Source organism: Brucella sp. 22210 (assembly GCF_052045675.1).
Classification (GTDB): Bacteria; Pseudomonadota; Alphaproteobacteria; order Rhizobiales; family Rhizobiaceae; genus Brucella.
Genome location: NZ_JBQEPD010000007.1, coordinates 25,638 through 46,603 on the forward strand (window position 1 = coordinate 25,638; position 20,966 = coordinate 46,603).

Genomic DNA, 20,966 nt, shown 5'->3' on the forward strand with positions numbered 1-20,966 from the left:
TTGCCAAAGCGCCTCCAATCGATTAGATCGGGAAAGAGCCTCCTCTCCCTCTTTCGGCTTCCACGCTTTCGGACCCGTTTTTACGGACATTGCCATGCTTTACGGAATTTTCCTCGCGTTTGCTTCCTACGCCGCATTCGCCGTCAGCGATGCCTGCGTCAAGTTCATTGACGGCTCGCTGTCTCCTTATGAAACTGCCTTTTTCGGCGCTGTACTTGGCCTGCTTGCCGTCCCCTTCACCAAAAAAGCCGGCGACAACTGGCTCGATATGTTTCGAACCACAAATGTGAAGATGTGGCTTCTGCGCACGGTTACGGCAACCATGGGTGTCGTCGGCAGCGTTACGGCATTCACGCATCTTTCCATGGCCGAAGCCTTCGCGCTGATTTTCCTGCTTCCGGCCTTCGTCACCATATTGTCGGTCGTTTTCCTCAAGGAGCAGGTCGGCTGGCGACGTTGGCTGGCAGTTGCCATCGGCTTTGCTGGTGTTCTGGTGGTATTGCGCCCCGGTTTCCGTGAATTGTCCATCGGCCACCTCGGTGCCCTCGCCGGCGGCATGGGCGGTGCAGTCGGCATCATCATTTTCCGCGTGATGGGAAAAAGCGAAAAGCGCATCTCGCTTTATACAAGCGGCCTTGTCGGCCCCATTGTCATTTGCGGCGCGCTGATGCTGCCCACCTATCAGGCTCCCGACACAATGCAGTGGGTTTATCTTGCCGGATATGGCCTTCTCGCAGCACTCGCCAATATTTTGCTAATGCTGGCAGCCAATCATGCTCCCGCCAGTGCAATCGCCTCGCCGCAATATAGCCAGATGATCTGGGCGATCCTGTTTGGCTATTTCGTCTTCCATGATCATATCGACATGGCGATGCTGATCGGTATCGTGCTGATCGTCATCTCCGGCTTGTTCACCTTCATTCGTGAACGTCAGCGTGGGGTGGAAGGTCCACCCGCCTTGGCGACCTCCGATCCGACCGCAGCTCTGGTGGAAGAAAACCCTACGCAGTAGCGATTTAGCCGCCGACGCTGTTTGGTCCCATCATGGCAAGTTTGAATATCGGCTTGCCATGATGTAAAAACATGATAGTTATCCTCATATTAAATGGGGATATACCTGCCTGTTCCTACCTGCGGGATACCCTTTTGATCTTCCCGAAAGGACGGTTCCGAGGTTGAGCTTCTGGCATTCCATGACCTGGCACGCAGAAGGCATTCGGGTGGTCGCACCAGTCAAATGGCGCGTGTTCGACGGTCTGGTCAGCGCGTTTTGGGAAGCGGAAAGCCAAACCGGCGCGACCGGCTATTTTCTGTCAGACGATCCGCGCATCATGATCTTTTTCAATGATGTGTCGTCGAACATCAGCATATCCAACACGCAAAGCACGCTGAAACAGCATTTTCGTCCGATGATGCGTGCGATTTATCTGCCCGCAGGGTTACCGCTTTGGACGAAGACAGTTTCGATGCATCGCTTCTCGCATCTGAACCTGCATTTTCACAAAGACCGGCTGCTCAAATTCCTGACACCGGCGGTCGGCACATCGGCTGCAATGGCGGCGTTGCGAAGTCCTGCAGAAATTCAGGATATCGGGGCCGTCGAAACACTGGCCAGATTGCTGGTGGATGAGACCTCCAACCCTTCGAAACATGCGCTTTTCGCGGAAAGCCTTGTTGGCAGCATTCTGGCCAGTCTCCTCGATATTTCGGGAGACGACAACAGCCAGGGTTATGGCCGTTTGACCCAAGCGCAGATGAACAAACTTCATGCCCGTTTCAACGCATGCAGCGACGGACGGCTCAGCGTTGCCGAAATGGCCGCGACTGTGGGCCTCTCCGAAAGCTGGTTTTCCAACGTCTTCAAGCAGACGACCGGAAAGACCCCGCTGCAATGGCAGCTCGGCAAACGCATTGATCTGGCGCGGGATCTGTTGATCAGCAACGGCGACGTGACAGTCGCAGGCGTTGCCGCCCAACTTGGCTTTACCGATCAGGCGCATCTCACCAAGGCGTTCCGGCAGATTGTTGGCGAAACACCTGCCGCATGGCGTCGTTTGCAGCAGCGCCAGTCTGACTGAAACCATATCAGCGCTGTGAAAAGCCCCACCCGAGTATCACCGGATGGGGCCTGATTTTTTACCAGGTCTGACGCAGCGTTGCCGTGATCTCGCGGCCCGGATTGTAGAAATAGGCACCGGAGCCGCCATTGGCGACATGCTTCTCATCGAACAGGTTGCTCGCATTCACCTGAAGCGTGGTGTTTTCCTTGATATTATAGCTGAACGACGCATCGACCACGACGCTGGACTCGCCCATGCCGATTTTTGGTGTCGGGTTGTTCGCATTGCCCAGATAATACGAGCTGATGTAACGCGCGCCCACACCGAAGGTCATGTCGCCTCGCGCACCTTCGCCTTCCAGCGTATAGGTGCCCCAGATGGACGCCATGTGTTTTGGAACCATGGCGAGGCGATTGCCGTCGTAAACACCGCCCGGCTCTTCGATCTTGGAGTCAATATAGCTATAGGCTGCGATCACGTTGATGTTGCGCGCAACTTCCGCCTTCGCTTCAAGATCGACACCGCGATGCCGCACTTTCTCGACACTGGAAGGCAGATAGGTCACGCTGTCATAGACGGTGAAGTTTTCCTTCGTCAGATCGTAGATTGCAGCGCTGAACAATGCCGGGAAAGCGTCCGGCTGATATTTGACACCGATTTCATACTGCTTGCCGGTCGTGGGTTCGACACCGACATCGGCAGGGGCGACGGATTCCGCATAGCTCGCATAGGTCGCGACTTCGTCAGTTATGCGATATGTCAGACCGAAGCGCTTGCTGAAATCGCTGTGATCACCTTTGTCGGTAACGCTCGTGAGCCGGTTTTCTTCAGTCAGGTCCAGCCAGTCATTGCGCAGTCCAACAGAGAAGATCAGCTTGTCGTACAGGACAACATCCTGCTGGAGATAAAGGCCTGTGGTCTTCTGCTTGTTTCGCTTGCTCGTATAGGGCGCGGTGGAAAGCGGACCACCGGTATAAACGGGGTTTGTCCAGTCTATGCCGGGTGCCGCGCCCCACGACGTGGCGTTGGTCGACTTGTAATTATTGTACTCAAGACCAACCAAGGTGCGGGTTTCGACATTGTCGAAATTGGCCTCATAGAGAAAATGCGAGTCGATGATGAATTGCTCGTTGGAGCTTTCATTGCCGAAGAAATAGCGATCCGCGATTGTCGAGCCATTTGTCGGCGTTCCACCGATATAGGCATAGCCGAAATCGCTGTCCGTCTTGCTGTAGCGTGCATTGGAGCTGAAGCTCAGACCGTTACCGAAGTCATGATCGAACATGGCGCTGAGCGCATTCCGCTTCGTGCCACGGAAATTATAATCCGGCTCGCCAAAAAAGCGGCTTCGGCTGAAATCCGTGCCAATGGGGTGACCGCCGCTCCCAGGCGTACCGTTCTTGTAGAGATGATCGTAAACTACGGTCAGGCTGGTTGCTGCATCGGGCCGCCAGGTCAGTCCGCCCATGACGAATTTATCGTCATTGCGCGAATAGTCATATTCGGCATTGGCATCCTGAAACTTGCCAGTGAAGCGATAGGAAAGCGTGTCGTCCTTGGTGATGTTGTCGCCAAAATCGACGCCGACTTCCTTATGCTCGTAGGAACCGCCCGTGATATAGGCTTCCCCGAAGCGTTCGCTTTTGGGGCGCTTGGTGACATAGTTCACCGCACCGCCGGGCTGTGCAACGCCGAAGCCTGACGAGTTCGAACCTTTCAGAACTTCCACACGCTCATAGGCGAATGGTTCTTCGCGGATGCCGCCGAAAGGTGAGCCGACCACCAGTCCATCGCGGTAAGTGTAAGCGTCGAAACCACGAATCTTGAAATAGTCGAAGCGGTCGTCAGAACCGTAAAAGTCCGTGTTGACGCCAGATGTATATTGCAACACCTGCTCGACAGTCTGCGCGTTGCGGTCCTGAATCTCCTTCGCTGTGATCACCGAAACCGAGGCTGGTGTATCGAGGATTTCAGCCGGAATCTTCCCGCCGATTGTCGTTTTGCGTGCAACGATGGATTTGGAGTCGTCGTCGCTTCCGGCCGTGCCGTCCACGGTAATGGTCTGGAGAACAGTCGTAGAACCAGACGTCTCCGCCGCATCCTGAGCGGAAGCAACGCCCGGCATGATGAGCGCCAGCGCCGTGCAGCCCAACAAGGCGGCATTGCGGTAACGGATTCTGGTTTGCCTGCTGTTATCAAGTGTCTTTGCGATGTTCATGCTCACGTTCCAGAATCCGGTTATGCGATGATTGTCGACAGCCAAAGCCGACAGCGATGCTTAGATTTTGGGATGTTGTCAGAATCTCTGTTGGCTGAACCGTTAAAGCGTCCCCGTTCAACCAACCTGGAATCTGCACCTCAATACCCTCGAAACCGCATTAACTTGAGAGCAGTTGTCCAGTATTGTAGAAATCTGCTTTTTTGTAAAAAGCCACGGATATTTCATACAGCTCAGGCCAAGCCCCCGGCATCGCACTTGACTGCGTATATTTAACCTGAAAGTGAAAGGCCACTTTTAAAGCACCTAAAAGCAAGGAGAATGCGCCCTATGTCGTGGTTCATTCGTTCGCCGCTGATGTTCGTCGCATCGATGCTGTTTGCAATGGGCGTGGCATTAGCCGCAACAGGCTCAGCTGCCGCCGACGAAAGCCAGACCTATCCCATTGTGATCAAACATGCTTTTGGCACGACGACCATTCAGGAAAAGCCGAAGCGGATAGCGACGGTCGCTTGGGCGAGCCATGAAGTGCCGCTGGCTTTAGGCGTGGTGCCGGTTGGTTTTGCCGCCGCAAATTTTGGCGATGACAATGGCGACGGTCTATTGCCATGGGTTGACGAACGGCTGAAAGAACTGGGCGCGGAAAAGCCAGTCCTGTTCGACGAGGGCGATAGCATCGACTTTGAAGCCGTGGCGGAAACCAAGCCTGATGTCATCCTCGCTTCCTATTCCGGCCTGAGCCAGTCAGATTACGATACGCTGAGCCAGATCGCGCCCGTCGTGGCCTATCCGGAAGCGCCGTGGTCCACGGACTGGCGCGACATGATCCGTCTCAACAGTGCAGGCATGGGCATGGCTGCCGAGGGTGAAGCGCTGATCAAGAAAATCGACGGTGAAATTGCCGATGCTGTGGCTGCCTATCCGCATCTGAAGGGCAAGTCGGCAATGTTCGTCACCCATCTCGACGCAACGAACCTCAGCACGATCAACTTCTATACGACGAACGATACGCGGGTGCGGTTCTTCAACGATCTCGGGTTGAAATCCCCCAAAAGCGTTGTCGATGCATCCAAGCCCGGCCAGTTTTCCGGCTCCATCAGCGCCGAACATATCGATGCGTTCGACGATGTGGACATCGTCGTCACTTATGGCAGCCAGGAACTGTACAACGCCATGAAGAGCAATCCGCTGATGGCAAAGATGCCAGTGGTTACCCATAACGCCATCGTCATGCTGGGCAGAAACCCGCTCGGCACGGCTGCGAACCCGACGCCACTCTCCATCTCATGGGTGCTGAAGGATTATGTCGCCTTGCTTGCGCAGGCGGCTGACAAGACGAAATGACAGCCCACAGCGGCCAGACCGCCCCTTACATATCGCAATTCGGCAAGACGCATCGCACGAGAGCAATGTGGCTGGCGGTCGTGATCGCCTGCCTTGCGCTTCTCTGTTTCCTGTCGGTTTCGCTTGGCACCCGCGACGTGAGCTGGGCTGACATTCTTGCGGCACTTGGCGGTCAGGTTGATTCAATCGGTCAGGCGGCGGTGTCGCTTCGAATTCCGCGTACCTTTCTTGCACTCGTGGCTGGTGCGGCGCTTGGACTTGCCGGAGCCGTCATGCAGGGCGTAACACGCAATCCGCTGGCTGATCCGGGCATATTGGGCGTCAATATGGGGGCTTCCCTTGCCGTGGTCATTGGCGTTGCATGGTTTAACATCGCCTCGTCGCAGGCCTTCATCTGGGCGGCCATTCTCGGTGCAGGCTGCGCAGCCGCCTTCGTTTATACGATCGGCTCGCTCGGTCGGGGTGGCGCAACACCGCTCAAGCTTGCGCTCGCAGGGGCTGCCACATCCGTCGCGTTCTCGTCGATGGTAATTGCCGTCGTGCTCCCCCGCAACGACATAGCAGGCGGTATACGGTCCTGGCAGATCGGCGGGGTTGGCGGAGCAACATTCGACCGAATTTCGCACGTGCTGCCCTTTCTCGCTGTCGGCTTTCTCATCAGCCTTCTATCGGCGCGCAAGCTGAATTCACTGGCGCTCGGTGACGAACTTGCTGCTGGCCTTGGCGAAAATGTTGCCGTCGCGCGCGCCATGGCGGCGCTCGGCGCTATCCTTCTATGCGGCGCGACAACCGCCATTTGCGGCCCCATCGGCTTTGTCGGCCTGATTGTTCCGCATCTCTGCCGTCTGCTCGTCGGTGTCGATCACCGCTGGCTCTTGCCCTTTTCCGCCCTGATCGGCGCGTGCCTGCTGGTTGGCGCAGATGTGGTTGGTCGCCTTATCGCCCGACCGGCGGAACTCGATGTTGGCATTGTCACGGCTTTTATCGGCGCGCCGTTCTTCATCTGGATCGTGCGGCGTCAGCGGGTGCGGGAGCTGTGACCATGTTATCGCCTACCGCAGCCACCATTGCGCAGAACCGCCGACTTCGCGCACGCAAACGCACAGCCATCCTTGCACTATTGCTGGTGCTGCTGACCGTTTTTTTCGCCCTGACGCTGATGCTCGGCCAGTCCTTCACGCCGCCATCCGACGTGATGCGCGTACTCCTCGGCGAGCATGTTCAGGGTGCAAGCTTCACAGTCGGTCAGCTACGCCTGCCGCGCGCAGTGCTGGCGGTTCTGGCTGGATTGAGCTTCGGGCTGGGGGGCGTCGCCTTTCAGATCATGCTGCGCAATCCGCTGGCGAGCCCCGACATTATCGGGATCAGTTCGGGCGCGAGTGCAGCTGCCGTTTTCGCCATCGTCGTGCTTTCCATGAGCGGCCCGGCTGTTTCCATCTTCGCCGTTGTCGCTGGATTGGGTGTCGCCTTGCTGGTCTATGGCCTATCGTTTCGAAACGGTGTTGCCGGAACACGGCTGATCCTTGTCGGCATCGGCGTTTCGGCGATGCTGGAAAGCTTCATCGCCTATATCCTCTCCAGCGCTCCAGCGTGGAACCTTCAGGAAGCCATGCGCTGGCTGACCGGCAGCGTCAACGGTGCCCGTCTGGACCAGACACTGCCGCTGCTTCTGGCCCTTTGCGTTTTCGGTGGCCTGTTGTTGAGCCGCAGCCGCGATCTGGAGGCGCTCCGGCTTGGCGACTATACTGCCGCAGCACTTGGCACACGCGTCGCCACAACCCGCATCATCGTCATCATCTCAGCCGTTGGTATGATTTCCTTCGCAACGGCGGTAACAGGACCGATTTCATTCGTCGCTTTTTTGTCCGGACCAATTGCTGCGCGCATCATCGGCAATAAAGGCTCGCTGCTGATCCCCTCCGCACTCGTTGGGGCCACGCTTGTGCTGGTCGGTGACTATTGCGGGCAATTCCTGCTACCGAGCCGATATCCGGTGGGTGTTGTCACCGGCGCGCTCGGCGCCCCTTATCTGATCTTCCTCATCATACGCGTTAACCGGACCGGAGGTTCGCTATGACCACCCATACACTCACCGTCAGCCAGCTTTCGTCGGGCTATGACGACACACTCATTCTCGACGGTCTCGATCTCGACGTTCCATCCGGCAAGATCACGGTGATCGTCGGCGCCAATGCCTGTGGTAAGTCCACTCTGTTGCGCACCATGTCTCGGCTGCTTGCGCCGCGAAAGGGACAGGTGCTTCTCGACGGAAAATCCATTCACAAAGTCCCTTCCCGCGAACTGGCACGAACTCTGGGTCTGCTCCCGCAATCGCCCATCGCGCCAGAGGGCATTACGGTTGCCGACCTTGTTAGCCGTGGCCGCAATCCGCATCAGAAGATGTTTGCGCGCTGGACGTGTGAAGACGATGAGGCCGTCGCCGCGGCGCTGAACGCGACCCAGACTGCATCGCTTGCAGAAAGACCTGTCGATGAACTTTCCGGCGGTCAGCGCCAGCGCGTCTGGATCGCCATGGCATTGGCACAGCAGACGGAAGTACTGCTCCTCGACGAGCCGACAACCTTTCTCGATATCGCCCATCAGGTCGAGGTTCTCGATCTTCTGACCGACCTTAACCGGGAACGCGGCACCACCATTGTCATGGTGCTGCACGATCTCAACCTTGCTGCCCGCTATGCCGATTTTCTGGTTGCGATGAATGGCGGTCGCCTGCATGTCTCCGGCGCGCCGCAAGATGTGCTCACCGAAAAGACGGTTTCAGATGTTTTCGGTCTGGAAAGCCGCATCATCACTGACCCCACTTCCGGGCGACCGATGATGCTGCCGATTGGCCGCAATCGCATGAAAGCCGATATCGGACAGGAAAAAGCCATCGCCTGATTGCTGTGGCTGTCACATGCGCTTGTTGCATGGCAGACATGCAAGGAATTCTATTCAAAACCGGCCTTTCCATCGCCATTTAACAATCACGGACGAAGAAACTGTCCGTAATGGAGATGAAAATGTTTGCCCGTTTTAACAATCGTTTCGGTCGTGCATTCGCGCAATTCGGCAGCGCAGTCCGCGCTTCTGCTGCAATGCGGGTTGGTCATCAGCCTGCTGCGAAAGACCTTGAGACGCTTGGCATTGATGCAAAGCAGTTCCGTGAAATTCACGGATAATTTTCGCGTAAAGAGTAGTTTGTATCCGCGTTATGGACAGCCCCGGCAAAACCGGGGCTGTTTTGTTTATATCAGTCCTCGTCGGTTGCCATCTGCGCCAGGAGAGCACCCTTGCCGCGCTGGCGCATGATCATCGGCACCACGACAGCGGCGATTGCGAGCGCGATCAGCACAATCGACACCCACGAATGGACGAGCGCCATCGGGTTTCCCTGGCTGATCTGCAACGCCTGACGCAGGCTCTTTTCTGCCATAGGCCCGAGGATCAGGCCAACGACCACCGGCGCGATCGGATAGGAAAAGCGCCGCAGCACATAGCCGAGAAGACCGAATGCCAAGAGCAGGCCCAGTTCGAACGAGACCGGCAGCCCGAACAACATCGACGTTGAAGCATTCGCGCCAATAGTGCCGAGCGTCGCGAACACCAGAATACCCGCATAAAGCCAATGGCGCGGGATGGTGAGCATCTTCACCCACAGGCCGATCAGCGGCAGGTTCAAGATGAGCAGCATCAGATTGGCAACGAGCAAGCTTGCCACCAGTCCCCAAACCAATGAGGCATTGGTCACGAAGAGAAGCGGCCCCGGCTGCAAGCCGAACTGCTGGAAACCAGCCAGCATGATCGCCGCTGTCGCCGTGGTCGGAAGACCGAGCGTCAGAAGCGGCACAAGCGTGCCGGCAGCCGATGCGTTGTTGGCGGCCTCCGGCCCGGCAACGCCTTCGATTGCGCCCTTGCCGAATTCTTCCGGATGCTTGGAGAACTGGCGCTCCGCCGAATAGGACAGGAAGCTCGACACATCAGCGCCGCCCGCAGGCATGGCGCCAATCGGGAAGCCGATGGCGGTGCCGCGCAACCACGGCATCCATGAGTGTTTCCAGTCGTTCTTGGTCATCCAGACCGAACCCTTGACCGCGATGACTTCATCATCGGGACCAAGCTTTTTGGACACGACTGCCAGCGTTTCACCGATAGCGAACAGCGCCACGGCCAGCGTCGTGACATTGATGCCGTCGAGCAGGTTCGGCGTGCCCATGACAAGCCGCGCCTGTCCGGTCAGCTGATCGATACCGATCAGGCCGAGCGCAAGGCCGATGAACAGCGATGTGAGGCCGCGAAGAGTTGAATCGCCGAAGGCTGCCGAGACGGTCATGAAGACGAGCAGCATCAGCGCGAAATATTCGGATGGGCCGAAGGACAGCGCGAATTTCACCACCCATGGCGCCACGAAGGCGAGCGCAAGCGTGGCAATGAGACCGGCAACAAAGGAGCCGATGGCCGCTGTGGCCAAAGCGGGACCGCCGCGCCCGGCCCTTGCCATTTTGTTGCCTTCGAGCGCCGTGACGATGGAGGCGCTTTCACCGGGCGTATTGAGAAGAATGGACGTGGTCGATCCGCCATACATGCCGCCGTAATAAATACCGGCAAACATGATGAGCGAGCCCGAAGGGTCCAGCTTGTAGGTCACCGGCAAGAGAAGCGCGACGGTGAGCGCCGGTCCAATACCCGGCAAAACACCGACCGCTGTGCCAAGCGTCACGCCGATCAGCGCATAAAGAAGGTTCGATGGTTCCAGCGCCACCAGCAAACCGTTGGCGAGAAGTGCTACAGTATCCATGATATGCCCTGGCCGTTACAGCACATCCCGAAAAGTGTGAAAGGGTTTTCGGATAGGATGTGCGTTAAAACAAATAGTTAGAGCGCCGATCTGATCCAATCAGATCCAAACGCGCTCTAGACGAAACGTTCAAGCCAGCCAGACGGCAGCGACAGCTGAAGACCACGCGCGAAAATGAACCAGATCACGAAGGCAAAGACGATGCCTGCGGGAACGCTGATCCAGAACTTGCGATAGCCAAAGCCGCGCGCGGTTGCTGCAAACAGCAATCCCGTGGCGAGCGAAAACCCGGCCGTCTTCATCGTCAACATCTGGATAGCCAGACCACCGATGATCCATGCCATGGGGGCAATTTCCTGGTGCTCTCTTTTGGGAAAATCACCGCGTAGCGCTTCAATAACTGTCCAGATCGCGAGGCCGAACAATCCGGCTGCCACGACGTAGGGAACAGTCTTCGGGCCGACCGGCGAGTAACTCATCACATCGTTGCCGTAGGCTGTGGACCACGCGATGGCAATGGCGACGGCGCCGAGAATGAAAGCGATGACAAGAGCGGCGAAATCCGGCGTCGCCCCTTCAGGGCGACGCTCGTCCTGCTGTTGAGATCCTGTCATTTGACGAGGCCGATTTCCTTGAGGATGGTTTCAGTCGCCGCGACATCCTTGGCGAGTTGCTCCTTGAAGGCCGGACCGGCAAGATAGGTATCCGCCCAGCCCTTGTCCTTCAGCGCCCTTTGCCAGGATTCGGATTTCACCAGCTTCTCGACATCGGCATTGATTGCTGCTTCCTGCTCGGCGGTAATGTCCGGAGCGGCAGCAACCATACGCCAGTTCTGGATGGCCACGTCCACGCCGCCTTCCTTGAAGGTCGGGGCATCGATGCCGTCAATACGGTGGTCACTCGAAATGCCGATGATGCGCAGCGTGCCGGCCTTGATCTGCGAGTCGAACTCACCGTATCCGGAAATGCCGACCGTTACCTGATTGCCGAGAATGGCGGCCAGCGCTTCACCGCCGCCCGAAAATGCGATGTAGTTCACCTTGGTCGGATCGACACCAGCAGCCTTTGCGAAGAGGCCTGCCGTGATGTGATCAGTGCCGCCTGCCGAGCCGCCACCCCAGGATACGGAACCCGGATCAGCCTTCAGCTTGGCAACGAGATCGCCGAGATTCTGGATATCGGATGCGGCGGGAACAACGATGGCTTCATATTCGCCGGTGAGACGCGCAATCGGCGTCACCTGTTCCAGCGTTACCGGCGACTTGTTGGTCAGGATTGCGCCGACCATCACATAGCCGCCGACGATCAGCTGACTGGCGTCGCCCTTGTTCTGATTGACGAACTGCGCAAGACCGATGGTGCCGCCTGCACCCGGTACGTTGATAACCTGTACGCTGCTGGAAATCTTTTCGTCTTGCAGCACGCTCTGCATGGTGCGTGCTGTCTGGTCCCAACCGCCGCCCGGCGCAGCAGGCGCTAGCAGCTTATAATCTTCCGCCGAAGCCGAGCCAGCAGCGAGCGCCAACGCAGCGACCGACGTAACGGCCAGAATAAACCTACGCATATGTCCTCCCAAATAGACACAAAGCCGCCTTGCGACGGACCTCCCCAATTGCCCGCTTCCTCTAGCGAGCTTAAACTACATGGATATCGCAAAAAACAATTTCAATAGACCATAGCGCAGCAATATTTGCTTTTGTGCGTGACAGGTCGAGACTCGCTCATCCCAATGGCAATCTGTACATTTGCTTCGGAACATCCGATTCTTCTTGTAATCTTTGCTCTCCCCAACATTTTCGCCACGCTTGATGCTGGCAACCGGCAAGGAAATAGCCAATGGCCGCCGCTGAAACTGCAACACATGCCGCCGAGGCTGCCCATCACGGCGGCTTTGATCTTGTTCCCATTGTCGTGCTTCTAGGCGCAGCCGTTATTGCAGTTCCCCTGTTCAAACGGCTCGGCCTCGGCTCGGTTCTCGGTTATCTTGCAGCCGGACTGGTCATCGGTCCGTTCGGGCTTGGGTTGTTTTCCGATCCGCAGGCCATTCTGCACGTCGCCGAACTCGGCGTCGTCATGTTCCTGTTCATCATCGGTCTGGAGATGCAGCCATCGCGCCTGTGGTCGATGCGGGGCGAAATCTTCGGGCTTGGTCTGGCGCAGGTTGCCCTTTGCATCGGCCTTCTCACCTTCGTCGGCCTCGCGCTTGGCTATCCGGTCGCGCAGAGCTTTGTTGCAGGTACAGGCTTCGTGCTGACGTCTACCGCCATTGTCATGCAGATGCTGGAGGAACGGCGCGCCATGGGCCTGCCAAAGGGACGCCGCATCGTGGCGATCCTGCTGCTCGAAGACCTTGCCATCGTGCCCCTTCTGGCGCTCGTCGCGTTTCTGGCGCCGGGCGGCGAAGAAACAACCCTGGCCGACCGACTGACCGGCGTTGCCATTGGCCTCGCATCCATCGCCGGTCTGGTTCTGGCCGGTCGCTATCTGCTCGATCCGCTGTTCCGCATTCTCGGCAAGGCAAAAGCTCGCGAGGTCATGACAGCTGCAGCGCTTTTTGTCGTGCTGGGCGCAGCGCTGGCCATGCAGCTTGGCGGATTGTCAATGGCAATGGGCGCATTCCTCGCCGGTGTGCTTCTGTCGGAATCCTCATTCCGCCATCAGCTTGAAGCGGATGTGGAGCCATTTCGTGGCGTGCTTCTCGGTCTCTTCTTTCTCGGCGTCGGCATGTCGCTCGACCTTGCAGTGATAGCTGCCAGCTGGCAGCTCATCATTGTGGCCGTCATTGCCTATATGCTGTTGAAAATGATTGGCATTTACGCCGTTGCCCGCCTGTTTCGCGCCAGCAATCGCGAAGCTGTCGAGCGCGCCGTGCTGATGGCGCAAGGCGGTGAATTTGCCTTTGTCCTTTATGCTGCTGCGACCTCGGTCAACATCATCGATGCAGAGGCCAATGCCATCCTGACCGCGACGATCATCGTCTCCATGGCTCTCACACCGATCATGATCATCCTGCATGACCGACTGATGCCAAAACCTGCGCCTTCGATGGAGGGCGTCGAGGCAGCGGACAATTTGTCGGCCAGTGTTTTGCTGATCGGCTTTGGACGTTTCGGGCAGATTGTCAGCCAGCCGCTCCTCGGGAACAGCTGTTCGATTTCCATCATCGAAACCAGCACCGACGCCATCCGCAATGCGCGGGATTTCGGCTTCAAGATCTATTTTGGCGACGGCTCCCGCCTCGATATTCTGCATGCCGCAGGCGCAAATCGCGCAAGACTGATCATCATCGGCGTCGATGACCGCGAAGCGAGCCTGAAAATCGCCGAACTGGTAAAAGCGGAGTTTCCGCTGGTTCCCGTATTGGCGCGCTCGTTCGACCGCGAACATGCCATCGAGCTGATCCATGCCGGCGTGGAATATCAAATCCGCGAAACCTTTGAATCGGCGCTTGCTCTCGGCGAAAAAGCACTGGAAATGCTCGACGTCGATGAAGAGGAGCGTGAGCGCGTCATGGAAGATGTTCGCCGTCGCGACGGCGACCGCCTTACCATCGAAGTCACCGGCGGCCTTTATGCCGGGCGAGAACTCATTCACGGCAACGCGCCCATCAAGGACAAGAAGGGCGGGCCGGACAGCGCCGTATGATAACCCGCAAAAAAGCGGCCCGCTTGGTCTGGTAAAGGCTGTGGCTCTTCCTAGTTTATAGGTGGTAGAATGTTATCATTCGTCCAACCAAGGAGAAGCCTTATGACAAAGCCTCTGAAAAAGCCTGTGTCGTGGCATGCACCAAAGTTCATCGAAGTTAGCTGCGGCATGGAAATCAATCGCTATGCACCAGCAGACGGTGACGAACCGATCCTGTTCTGACACGCCTCCCAAGACGCGTGAACAGTTTCATGACGGAGTTCCGCGCAATTGTGATCGGGGCCGCCGCTGGCGGCGGTCTCCCTCAATGGAATTGCGGCTGCGAAAACTGCCGTCTGGCCCGATCGGGTTTGCCGGACGGGGTTGCGCCGCAGACCCAATCCTCGCTGGCCGTCACATCGGATAGTGAAAACTGGGCGTTGCTCAATGCATCACCCGATATACGCCAGCAGCTGATCAACACAGCCGCGCTGCATCCGCGCGCGCTACGCGACAATCCGATCAAGACCGTTCTTCTGACCAATGGCGATATCGACCACATTGCCGGTCTTTTGACGCTGCGGGAAAAGCAGGCGTTCCGGCTGGTGATGACCGCCGCTATTCGCGATATCCTCGCTGCAAACCCGATTTTCACCGCGCTTGATCCCGCATTCGTCACACAGGAAATCGTGGCGCTGAATGAACCCTTCATGCTGGTTCCGGGGATTGAAGCACGCCTGTTTTCCGTTCCGGGAAAAGTGCCGCTTTTCATGGAAGGCGAAACCCCGAACACCGCCCTTGAAGGCGAACAGACCGTTGGCGTCGAACTCGTCACTGCCAGACACCGCGTCTATTACATTCCGGGCTGTGCCGTGGTGCGCGACGACCTCAAGGCACGGATCAGCGGCGCCGATATTCTCTATTTCGACGGCACGCTTTTCAGCGATGACGAGATGATCCAATCGGGTACCGGCATAAAGACCGGTCGGCGCATGGGACATATTTCGATGTCTGGCGACGATGGCAGCCTGAAAGCGCTCGCCGATGTTGCAGTGGATCGCAAAATATACGTCCATATCAATAATACGAACCCAGTCTGGCGTGATGGTCCCGAACGGAATCTGGTCGAGGAAAGCGGGTTTGAAATCGCCTTTGACGGCAAGGAGATTGCTCTATGAAAGACGCTGCCGACAAGGAGACATTCCACGCCCGCCTTCTGGCCATCGGCCACGAGCGCTATCACGACAAGCATCCGTTCCATATCCGGCTGCATGGCGGCGAATGCACTATCGCGCAAGTGCGCGCCTGGGTGATCAATCGCTATTGCTATCAGAGCAGCATTCCCATGAAGGATGCGGCGTTTCTGTCGCGCTGTGAGGATGTGGACATGCGCCGCGCCTGGCGTTCGCGCATTGAAGACCACGACGGGGGCATCCATGAAGGCGGCGGCATCCGGCGCTGGCTCAAGCTGGCCGAAGCCGTTGGCCTTGATCCCGACTATGTGGCGTCCGGCAAGGGCATTCTGGCGGGAACACGTTTTGCGGTCGGTGCTTATGTGCACTATGTCCGTGACAAGCCGCTTCTGGACGCAGTTGCGTCGTCGCTTACCGAACTTTTCGCACCCAAAATCCATAAGGACCGGATCGCGGGCCTGCTGAAGCATTATGCCTTCGCCGACGAACAGGCGCTGTCCTATTTCCGCCAAAGGCTCAATGAAGCGCCGGTTGATGTCGAATATGGTCTTGCCTATGTGCTGGAACACGCCGACACTCTGGAAAAGCAGGATGCCGTCGCCGCTGCCCTGACCTTCAAAACCGATGTGCTGTGGGCGCAGCTTGATGCGCTTTATGCGGCCTATGTGGACCCCGGCATGATCCCGCCCGGCGCGTGGGACGGCAAGCAAGGCGTCCTTACTGGATGGGACAAGGCTCTGGCAGAAAAGAAGGTTTCCGCATGAGCGAGACAGACAGCGTTACCATCAAACCGGCGGATATCGTCACGCTTGCACGCGGCGTGAGGCTGCGTGTTGATGAGGTGCGCGGGCAAACCGTGCTTCTCGCACCAGAGCGCGCCATGGCGCTGGACGATATTGCGATCCTGATCGTCAATGCGCTCGATGGTGTTCGCAGTGTCGATGCAATCTGCGATGCTTTTGCATTGGAATTCAATGCGCCACGCGAACAGGTCGGAAGCGATGTGCTGGCCTTTGTTCAGGAACTCGCCAACCGCCGCATGATCGAGGTTCTGGGATGAATCTGGCAATTCAGGAAGCAAAGCTGAAGCGGCTGGCACCGCCGCCGATGGCTTTGCTTGCCGAGTTGACGCACCGCTGCCCGCTTGCCTGTCCTTATTGCTCCAATCCGCTGGAACTGATTGGCGCAAAACAGGAGCTTTCCACGGACGAATGGATAGAGGTCTTTCGGCAGGCCGCAAAAATGGGTGTCCTGCACCTGCATCTATCTGGTGGAGAACCGGCGGCACGGCGGGACCTTCTTGAACTGACAAAAGCCGCCGTCGAGCTTGGCCTTTACACCAATCTGATCACATCGGGCGTCGGCCTCACGCAGGCGCGCGTGGAGGCGCTTGGGCAGGCTGGCCTTGACCATGTGCAGCTTTCCATACAGGGCACCGATGCCGCATCGGCTGATCGGATCGGCGGATATAAAGGCGGGTTCGAGCGCAAGATGGCCGTGGCCAATTGGGTCACGACAGCTGGCATTCCGCTGACCGTCAATGCTGTCTGCCACAAGCAGAATATGGACCAGCTCGACGAGATGCTGGAGCTTGCCCTGACGCTTGGCGCGCGCCGCATCGAAATCGCAACCGTGCAGTTTCATGGCTGGGCGGAGAAGAACAAGGCCGCGCTGCTGCCGACGCGCGAACAGGTTGTCAAAGCCAACCAGACAGTCGCCGCAGCGCGCAAGCGCCTCGAAGGCAGGCTGGTGATCGACTATGTTCCTGCCGATTATTATTCGTCTTATCCGAAAGCCTGCATGGGCGGCTGGGGTCGTGTCGGCCTGAATGTCACGCCGGACGGGCGTGTGCTGCCCTGCCATGCCGCAGAAACAATCCCGTCGCTTCATTTCGACAATGTCCGCGACAAGGGGCTGGCCGATATCTGGTATGATGGCGAGGCCTTCAATGCCTATCGCGGCGATGACTGGATGCCCGATCTCTGCCGCAGTTGCGAGCGCAAGGACATCGACTTTGGCGGCTGCCGCTGTCAGGCGATGGCGCTGGCCGGAGATGCGAGTGCGACCGATCCGGTCTGCATGCGCTCACCGCTCCGCGATATTGTCACAGCCATGGCGCAGGAAAACGCGTCCGCCCCAATTCCGGATAGTTTCGTCTATCGCAAATTCTAAATATCATGACGACATTTTGCTTCAAGCACATGATGAGAACCAATTGATCTCAACGGCTTTTGGGATAACATTCCGCCATCCCTTTCCTTTGATGAATCGTTTCCCATGACCGACATAGCTGCCCCCGTTTCCGTCACCGTTCGCCCCTTTCAACAGGACGATCTGGAAGGCGTATTTTCCGTCATTCTGCCGATCCAGCAGGAAGAATATGGCATCGCCATCACGGCGCAGGACCAGCCTGACCTGAATGCCATTGACAGTTTCTATCGACCCGGCGCTGGAGAATTCTGGATCGCGGAGCATGACAGTCAGGTCGTAGGCACAATCGCGCTCAAGGATATCGGCAACAATGAAGCCGCCTTGCGGAAGATGTTCGTCGCCGCTCCCTATCGGGGTTCGGGTATCGGTACGGCAAGCAAACTGCTGTCAGCCTTGCTCGCCCATGCCGGAGAAAACGGCATTCACCGCATCTATCTTGGAACCACCGACAAATTTCTCGGCGCGCACCGCTTCTATGAGAAGAACGGCTTTACCGAAGTGGGGCGCAGCACCCTGCCCGAAAGTTTTTCCGTCATGGCCGTGGACTCGAAGTTCTACGTGATCGCGCTGTCCTAAACAGGTTTCCCACAGTCAGTCGCGATTGCGCCTTTGCTGTATCACGACCCACCAGCTGTTGCGGAACATGATCGCGCAGATGATAAGCGCGACCACACCAAGCACGATTGTGCCATAGGCAACACCTTGATCGCCGAACTGTTCATAAAGCCAGCCGGACTTTTCAACGGCCTGTGCCGGTGTTCCCAATCGAAGGATGCCGTTCACCAGTGCCGTAATCCCGACGATCAACATCCCGATGCTGCGAACCATGCTTACTTTCCAATTCACGTCTAAAGCCAAGGCTTAATCTCTGCACGCGGGTGATAACGGGATCGCTGTCCAATTGCAAAGATCAACTACCCATCGCAGCGCCATCGGCTCTGCTTGCAAGAGACTGAATTTATACAGAAAAAGCGCTCATAAGGTATTTCCAGCAAAAAACTGCAATGGTCCTGCGCGAGATAATGCGTAACAACTCATAGATGGAGTGACCTCACAAACGCCAATCAATGGGGACCATTAAACACACCGCTTTGAGATGACGACACTACGAAGAAGGAAAAACAGCCATGGTCAACGATCCGAAGACCAATCGTGCTGAAGCGCAAAATGCCCAGCCTCGCACAATAGCGAAGGCGCCCAGAACACGCGGTCCCAGCCCCGAAAAAACCGCGCGAACCCGTAAGCTGATCATCCGGTCTGCAATGCGGGAGTTCCTCGACAAGGGCTACGCCAATGCGACCATGGCTGGTATCGCCGAGCGTGCCAGCCTCGCCAAAGGCACAGCCTATCGCTATTTCGATACGAAAGAAGACCTCTTTGCCGGTATTGTCCGTGATATCGTGACCAACCCGCTTGGCGAGATTGAAAACTTCCCCATCCGGCCGGACGAGCGGGTTTCCGACTATTGCAAGCGAACGATGATCCCGGTGATGCGGAGCATTGAGAACAAGGGACGCGCCACGGTGGCACGGCTTGTGCTGGCTGAAGGCCATGCCTTTCCCTATCTCACAGAGGTCTATCGCACCGAAGTCTACGAACCTTTTCTGGAACGGATACGCTGGCTGATCGACGTGGCCGCCGAACGCGGCGAGCTGAAAGGCACGATCCTGAAAACCTATCCGCACCTGCTCACTGCGCCCGTATGGATGGGCATTGTCCATAACGGCCTGCTCGGACAGGACAATCTGATCGACACCGCAACCATGTTCGAGGCGCAGGTCGATCTTATGTTCGCCTGACGGCTGTCAGAAAATCATTACGAAAAATTTATTTCGATATATCTTGTTTTTCGATATATCGAGATTTATCTTGTGGTCATGACAAACACAAGAAATGGCGATCCGGATCGCCGTCCAGAACATCCGGAACAAGAAGAAGCCCAACACCGTCACGGTCGTCAGGGCGACCATCGGGGTGAACACAGAGGCGGGCGTTGGGGTGGTCCCTTCGCTGGACCTGGCCGTCATCGCGGCGAACATCCCCATGCTGAACATCCTTTCGGGGAGCGTGGCGAAGGTCGAGGCGAACGGCGTGGTGGCCGAGGCGGTCACCGTCGCGAGCGCATCTTCGATTATGGCGATTTGCGCCTGCTCGTCCTCTCGATGATCGCCGAACGGCCCCGTCACGGTTATGAGCTGATCAAGGATATTTCAGAACAGTTGCAAGGCGTCTACACGCCAAGCCCCGGCGTGATTTATCCGACGCTCTCATGGCTTGAGGATATGGGCTACACCGTCACGGAACCCGGTGATTCAGGCAAGAAGCTCAATCGCATAACGGCTGAAGGCGAGGCCTTTCTGGTCGCAAACCGCGCCGCCGCCGATGCTCTTGTGAGCAGGATAAACAGCTTTGCCGAGCACAATGGCGACATGCCGCATGAGGTCATCCATGCGCTGAAAAGTCTGAAGGCGACCGTTCGTCAAAGACTGCATCGCGGACCGATGGACGCCGCGAGCGCCGAAGCAATCGTGGCTGCCCTCAAGGAAGCCACGCGAATTGTGGAGGAAAGCTGATGAATGCTCCTGTCTCAACCAATGCTGCCGCGGAATCCGCGGCGGCTATCGAGACCGCCCATGCCAGCCGTTATTTGCAGCAGCTGGCCAAGCATTTTGCGCATAAGCTGCCGGTCACCTTCGATCCAGAAGCAGGGCAGATCAGCTTTTCCATCGGCGAATGCCGGTTGCGTGCCGACGACCAGTTTCTGCACCTTGCCCTCACCTCGCCAGACCAGCCTGCGCTGGCGCAATTGCAGGATGTCGTCGAACGGCATCTGGTGCGCTTTGCCTTTCGCGAAGAGCTTGCCATCCATTGGCGCAAGCTGACCGTCGGCGAGCATATGCTGGACAAAAAGGTGCAGGCTGTCCTTGATGAATATCATGCGCGGCAGCGTGAGGAACGCGATGCGCCGCGCATCGAAGCGCCGGGCGGACGCGATGGCGGGCAGGATATGCGTATGCGCGCTATCGGTCCCGACACGGGACGGTTTCTCAACACGCTGGCGCGAAGCCTGCACAAGCCGACCATCCTCGAAATCGGCACCTCGTTCGGCTATTCCGGCATCTGGCTCGGTGACGCGGCGCGCGCCACCGGCGGCAAGCTGATCACCATGGAACTCCATGGCTACAAGTCCGACTTTGCAAAGGAAATGGCGACAAAGGCCGGTCTGGCCGACCAGATCGACTTCAGGATCGGCGATGCCGTCGCGATGATCGAAGCGCTGCCGGAAAAGGTCGACCTTGTTTTCCTCGATCTCTGGAAAGACCTGTACGTGCCTTGCCTTGAAGCCTTCTATCCGAAGCTCAATGACGGCGCGATTGTCGTGGCGGATAATATGATCCGACCCGGCGGTGAAAACCTTCAGCGCTATAGTGAAGCCATCCGCGCCAAGCCGGGTATAGGCAGTGTGCTCCTGCCAATCGGCACGGGACTGGAAGTCAGTCGCTTCGAAGCCTGATACG

Annotated in this window: 22 protein-coding genes and 1 pseudogene; 18 read left to right on the top strand and 5 right to left on the bottom strand. The window is 57.4% G+C overall.

The genetic code is table 11. The features are described 5' to 3' along the window. Positions 1 to 94 precede the first annotated feature (94 nt). Both ACTJKP_RS11145 and ACTJKP_RS11150 read left to right on the top strand, forming a co-directional pair. A complete protein-coding gene (locus tag ACTJKP_RS11145) occupies positions 95 to 1,012 on the top strand; it encodes a DMT family transporter (RefSeq protein WP_078336881.1) in 918 nt (305 codons plus the stop codon). A 163-nt stretch (positions 1,013 to 1,175) separates the two neighbouring features. After that, positions 1,176 to 2,078: a helix-turn-helix domain-containing protein gene (locus ACTJKP_RS11150; RefSeq protein ID WP_440630693.1), complete on the top strand. Its 903-nt coding sequence runs from the start codon at positions 1,176 to 1,178 to the stop codon at positions 2,076 to 2,078. Between the two features lie 58 nt (positions 2,079 to 2,136). Here the strand turns inward: ACTJKP_RS11150 and ACTJKP_RS11155 are convergent, their stop codons facing one another. After that, on the bottom strand, positions 2,137 to 4,278 hold the full coding sequence (locus tag ACTJKP_RS11155; RefSeq protein ID WP_440630694.1) for a TonB-dependent siderophore receptor: 2,142 nt from the start codon (positions 4,276 to 4,278) through the stop codon (positions 2,137 to 2,139). 372 nt (positions 4,279 to 4,650) lie between these two features. Between ACTJKP_RS11155 and ACTJKP_RS11160 the strand changes: the two genes are divergently transcribed. From ACTJKP_RS11160 to ACTJKP_RS11180, 5 genes are all read left to right on the top strand, one after another. Beyond that, positions 4,651 to 5,622, top strand: a complete 972-nt coding sequence (locus ACTJKP_RS11160) for an iron-siderophore ABC transporter substrate-binding protein (RefSeq protein WP_440630830.1) — start codon at positions 4,651 to 4,653, stop codon at positions 5,620 to 5,622. Continuing rightward, on the top strand, positions 5,619 to 6,662 hold the full coding sequence (locus tag ACTJKP_RS11165; RefSeq protein ID WP_440630695.1) for a FecCD family ABC transporter permease: 1,044 nt from the start codon (positions 5,619 to 5,621) through the stop codon (positions 6,660 to 6,662). Before ACTJKP_RS11160 ends, ACTJKP_RS11165 begins: the two co-directional genes overlap by 4 nt. A 2-nt stretch (positions 6,663 to 6,664) precedes the next feature. Continuing rightward, positions 6,665 to 7,699, top strand: a complete 1,035-nt coding sequence (locus tag ACTJKP_RS11170; RefSeq protein ID WP_440630696.1) for a FecCD family ABC transporter permease — start codon at positions 6,665 to 6,667, stop codon at positions 7,697 to 7,699. Further along, positions 7,696 to 8,523 carry an ABC transporter ATP-binding protein gene (locus ACTJKP_RS11175; protein WP_440630697.1) on the top strand — a complete coding sequence of 276 codons (828 nt, stop codon included), beginning with the start codon at positions 7,696 to 7,698 and terminating at the stop codon, positions 8,521 to 8,523. The genes ACTJKP_RS11170 and ACTJKP_RS11175 overlap by 4 nt, the downstream gene beginning before the upstream one ends. A gap of 122 nt (positions 8,524 to 8,645) precedes the next feature. Further along, positions 8,646 to 8,804 carry a hypothetical protein gene (locus ACTJKP_RS11180; RefSeq protein ID WP_162762585.1) on the top strand — a complete coding sequence of 53 codons (159 nt, stop codon included), beginning with the start codon at positions 8,646 to 8,648 and terminating at the stop codon, positions 8,802 to 8,804. Positions 8,805 to 8,875: 71 nt separating this feature from the next. Here the strand turns inward: ACTJKP_RS11180 and ACTJKP_RS11185 are convergent, their stop codons facing one another. The 3 genes from ACTJKP_RS11185 to ACTJKP_RS11195 form a co-directional block, all read right to left on the bottom strand. Beyond that, entirely contained in the window at positions 8,876 to 10,420 is a 1,545-nt protein-coding gene (locus tag ACTJKP_RS11185; RefSeq protein WP_440630698.1) for a tripartite tricarboxylate transporter permease, read from the bottom strand. 116 nt (positions 10,421 to 10,536) lie between these two features. Continuing rightward, the gene (locus ACTJKP_RS11190) at positions 10,537 to 11,034 is read right to left on the bottom strand and encodes a tripartite tricarboxylate transporter TctB family protein (RefSeq protein WP_440630699.1); all 498 of its coding nucleotides are present in this window, start codon (positions 11,032 to 11,034) and stop codon (positions 10,537 to 10,539) included. Next, positions 11,031 to 11,984: a Bug family tripartite tricarboxylate transporter substrate binding protein gene (locus ACTJKP_RS11195; RefSeq protein WP_440630700.1), complete on the bottom strand. Its 954-nt coding sequence runs from the start codon at positions 11,982 to 11,984 to the stop codon at positions 11,031 to 11,033. Before ACTJKP_RS11195 ends, ACTJKP_RS11190 begins: the two co-directional genes overlap by 4 nt. Positions 11,985 to 12,256: 272 nt before the next feature. On the opposite strand from ACTJKP_RS11195, the gene ACTJKP_RS11200 reads away from it, so the two are divergent. From ACTJKP_RS11200 to ACTJKP_RS11230, 7 genes are all read left to right on the top strand, one after another. After that, positions 12,257 to 14,065, top strand: coding sequence for a monovalent cation:proton antiporter-2 (CPA2) family protein (locus ACTJKP_RS11200; RefSeq protein ID WP_078336871.1), 1,809 nt, complete (start codon positions 12,257 to 12,259; stop codon positions 14,063 to 14,065). Positions 14,066 to 14,191: 126 nt separating this feature from the next. After that, positions 14,192 to 14,287 (top strand): pyrroloquinoline quinone precursor peptide PqqA, encoded by a 96-nt coding sequence (pqqA, locus tag ACTJKP_RS11205; protein WP_078337071.1) that lies wholly within the window; start codon positions 14,192 to 14,194, stop codon positions 14,285 to 14,287. Between the two features lie 29 nt (positions 14,288 to 14,316). Further along, on the top strand, positions 14,317 to 15,222 hold the full coding sequence (pqqB, locus tag ACTJKP_RS11210) for a pyrroloquinoline quinone biosynthesis protein PqqB (protein ID WP_440630701.1): 906 nt from the start codon (positions 14,317 to 14,319) through the stop codon (positions 15,220 to 15,222). Beyond that, a complete protein-coding gene (gene pqqC / locus ACTJKP_RS11215) occupies positions 15,219 to 16,001 on the top strand; it encodes a pyrroloquinoline-quinone synthase PqqC (protein ID WP_440630702.1) in 783 nt (260 codons plus the stop codon). Before pqqB ends, pqqC begins: the two co-directional genes overlap by 4 nt. Then, positions 15,998 to 16,297 (top strand): pyrroloquinoline quinone biosynthesis peptide chaperone PqqD, encoded by a 300-nt coding sequence (gene pqqD, locus ACTJKP_RS11220; RefSeq protein ID WP_440630703.1) that lies wholly within the window; start codon positions 15,998 to 16,000, stop codon positions 16,295 to 16,297. The genes pqqC and pqqD overlap by 4 nt, the downstream gene beginning before the upstream one ends. Then, entirely contained in the window at positions 16,294 to 17,409 is a 1,116-nt protein-coding gene (pqqE, locus tag ACTJKP_RS11225) for a pyrroloquinoline quinone biosynthesis protein PqqE (RefSeq protein WP_440630704.1), read from the top strand. The genes pqqD and pqqE overlap by 4 nt, the downstream gene beginning before the upstream one ends. Positions 17,410 to 17,514: 105 nt before the next feature. Next, positions 17,515 to 18,024 carry a GNAT family N-acetyltransferase gene (locus ACTJKP_RS11230; RefSeq protein WP_440630705.1) on the top strand — a complete coding sequence of 170 codons (510 nt, stop codon included), beginning with the start codon at positions 17,515 to 17,517 and terminating at the stop codon, positions 18,022 to 18,024. A gap of 15 nt (positions 18,025 to 18,039) precedes the next feature. Here the strand turns inward: ACTJKP_RS11230 and ACTJKP_RS11235 are convergent, their stop codons facing one another. Further along, positions 18,040 to 18,276, bottom strand: coding sequence for a hypothetical protein (locus tag ACTJKP_RS11235; protein ID WP_440630706.1), 237 nt, complete (start codon positions 18,274 to 18,276; stop codon positions 18,040 to 18,042). A gap of 299 nt (positions 18,277 to 18,575) precedes the next feature. On the opposite strand from ACTJKP_RS11235, the gene ACTJKP_RS11240 reads away from it, so the two are divergent. From ACTJKP_RS11240 to ACTJKP_RS11255, 4 genes and pseudogenes are all read left to right on the top strand, one after another. Next, complete coding sequence (locus ACTJKP_RS11240) at positions 18,576 to 19,247, top strand: TetR/AcrR family transcriptional regulator (RefSeq protein ID WP_078336866.1); 672 nt, start codon at positions 18,576 to 18,578, stop codon at positions 19,245 to 19,247. 78 nt (positions 19,248 to 19,325) lie between these two features. After that, the gene (locus ACTJKP_RS11245) at positions 19,326 to 20,021 is read left to right on the top strand and encodes a PadR family transcriptional regulator (RefSeq protein ID WP_440630707.1); all 696 of its coding nucleotides are present in this window, start codon (positions 19,326 to 19,328) and stop codon (positions 20,019 to 20,021) included. After that, positions 20,021 to 20,311 (top strand): annotated as a pseudogene (locus tag ACTJKP_RS11250) (DUF2218 domain-containing protein); the annotation flags it as partial. The gene ACTJKP_RS11245 and the pseudogene ACTJKP_RS11250, both read left to right, overlap by 1 nt. A gap of 36 nt (positions 20,312 to 20,347) precedes the next feature. Next, a complete protein-coding gene (locus ACTJKP_RS11255; RefSeq protein ID WP_440630831.1) occupies positions 20,348 to 20,962 on the top strand; it encodes an O-methyltransferase in 615 nt (204 codons plus the stop codon). The last annotated feature ends 4 nt before the right edge of the window (positions 20,963 to 20,966 follow it).

Excerpts from the sequence above, each read along its gene's own strand:
- ACTJKP_RS11240 (WP_078336866.1), top strand. The coding sequence starts at position 18,576 with ATGGTCAACGATCCGAAGACCAATCGTGCTGAAGCGCAAAATGCCCAG.
- ACTJKP_RS11170 (WP_440630696.1), top strand. The coding sequence starts at position 6,665 with ATGTTATCGCCTACCGCAGCCACCATTGCGCAGAACCGCCGACTTCGC.
- ACTJKP_RS11145 (WP_078336881.1), top strand. The coding sequence starts at position 95 with ATGCTTTACGGAATTTTCCTCGCGTTTGCTTCCTACGCCGCATTCGCC.
- pqqE (WP_440630704.1), top strand. The coding sequence starts at position 16,294 with ATGAATCTGGCAATTCAGGAAGCAAAGCTGAAGCGGCTGGCACCGCCG.
- ACTJKP_RS11190 (WP_440630699.1), bottom strand. The coding sequence starts at position 11,034 with ATGACAGGATCTCAACAGCAGGACGAGCGTCGCCCTGAAGGGGCGACG.
- pqqD (WP_440630703.1), top strand. The coding sequence starts at position 15,998 with ATGAGCGAGACAGACAGCGTTACCATCAAACCGGCGGATATCGTCACG.
- ACTJKP_RS11175 (WP_440630697.1), top strand. The coding sequence starts at position 7,696 with ATGACCACCCATACACTCACCGTCAGCCAGCTTTCGTCGGGCTATGAC.
- ACTJKP_RS11185 (WP_440630698.1), bottom strand. The coding sequence starts at position 10,420 with ATGGATACTGTAGCACTTCTCGCCAACGGTTTGCTGGTGGCGCTGGAA.
- ACTJKP_RS11230 (WP_440630705.1), top strand. The coding sequence starts at position 17,515 with ATGACCGACATAGCTGCCCCCGTTTCCGTCACCGTTCGCCCCTTTCAA.
- pqqB (WP_440630701.1), top strand. The coding sequence starts at position 14,317 with ATGACGGAGTTCCGCGCAATTGTGATCGGGGCCGCCGCTGGCGGCGGT.
- ACTJKP_RS11160 (WP_440630830.1), top strand. The coding sequence starts at position 4,651 with ATGCTGTTTGCAATGGGCGTGGCATTAGCCGCAACAGGCTCAGCTGCC.
- ACTJKP_RS11165 (WP_440630695.1), top strand. The coding sequence starts at position 5,619 with ATGACAGCCCACAGCGGCCAGACCGCCCCTTACATATCGCAATTCGGC.
- ACTJKP_RS11245 (WP_440630707.1), top strand. The coding sequence starts at position 19,326 with ATGACAAACACAAGAAATGGCGATCCGGATCGCCGTCCAGAACATCCG.
- pqqC (WP_440630702.1), top strand. The coding sequence starts at position 15,219 with ATGAAAGACGCTGCCGACAAGGAGACATTCCACGCCCGCCTTCTGGCC.
- ACTJKP_RS11235 (WP_440630706.1), bottom strand. The coding sequence starts at position 18,276 with ATGGTTCGCAGCATCGGGATGTTGATCGTCGGGATTACGGCACTGGTG.
- ACTJKP_RS11180 (WP_162762585.1), top strand. The coding sequence starts at position 8,646 with ATGTTTGCCCGTTTTAACAATCGTTTCGGTCGTGCATTCGCGCAATTC.
- ACTJKP_RS11155 (WP_440630694.1), bottom strand. The coding sequence starts at position 4,278 with ATGAACATCGCAAAGACACTTGATAACAGCAGGCAAACCAGAATCCGT.
- ACTJKP_RS11200 (WP_078336871.1), top strand. The coding sequence starts at position 12,257 with ATGGCCGCCGCTGAAACTGCAACACATGCCGCCGAGGCTGCCCATCAC.
- ACTJKP_RS11195 (WP_440630700.1), bottom strand. The coding sequence starts at position 11,984 with ATGCGTAGGTTTATTCTGGCCGTTACGTCGGTCGCTGCGTTGGCGCTC.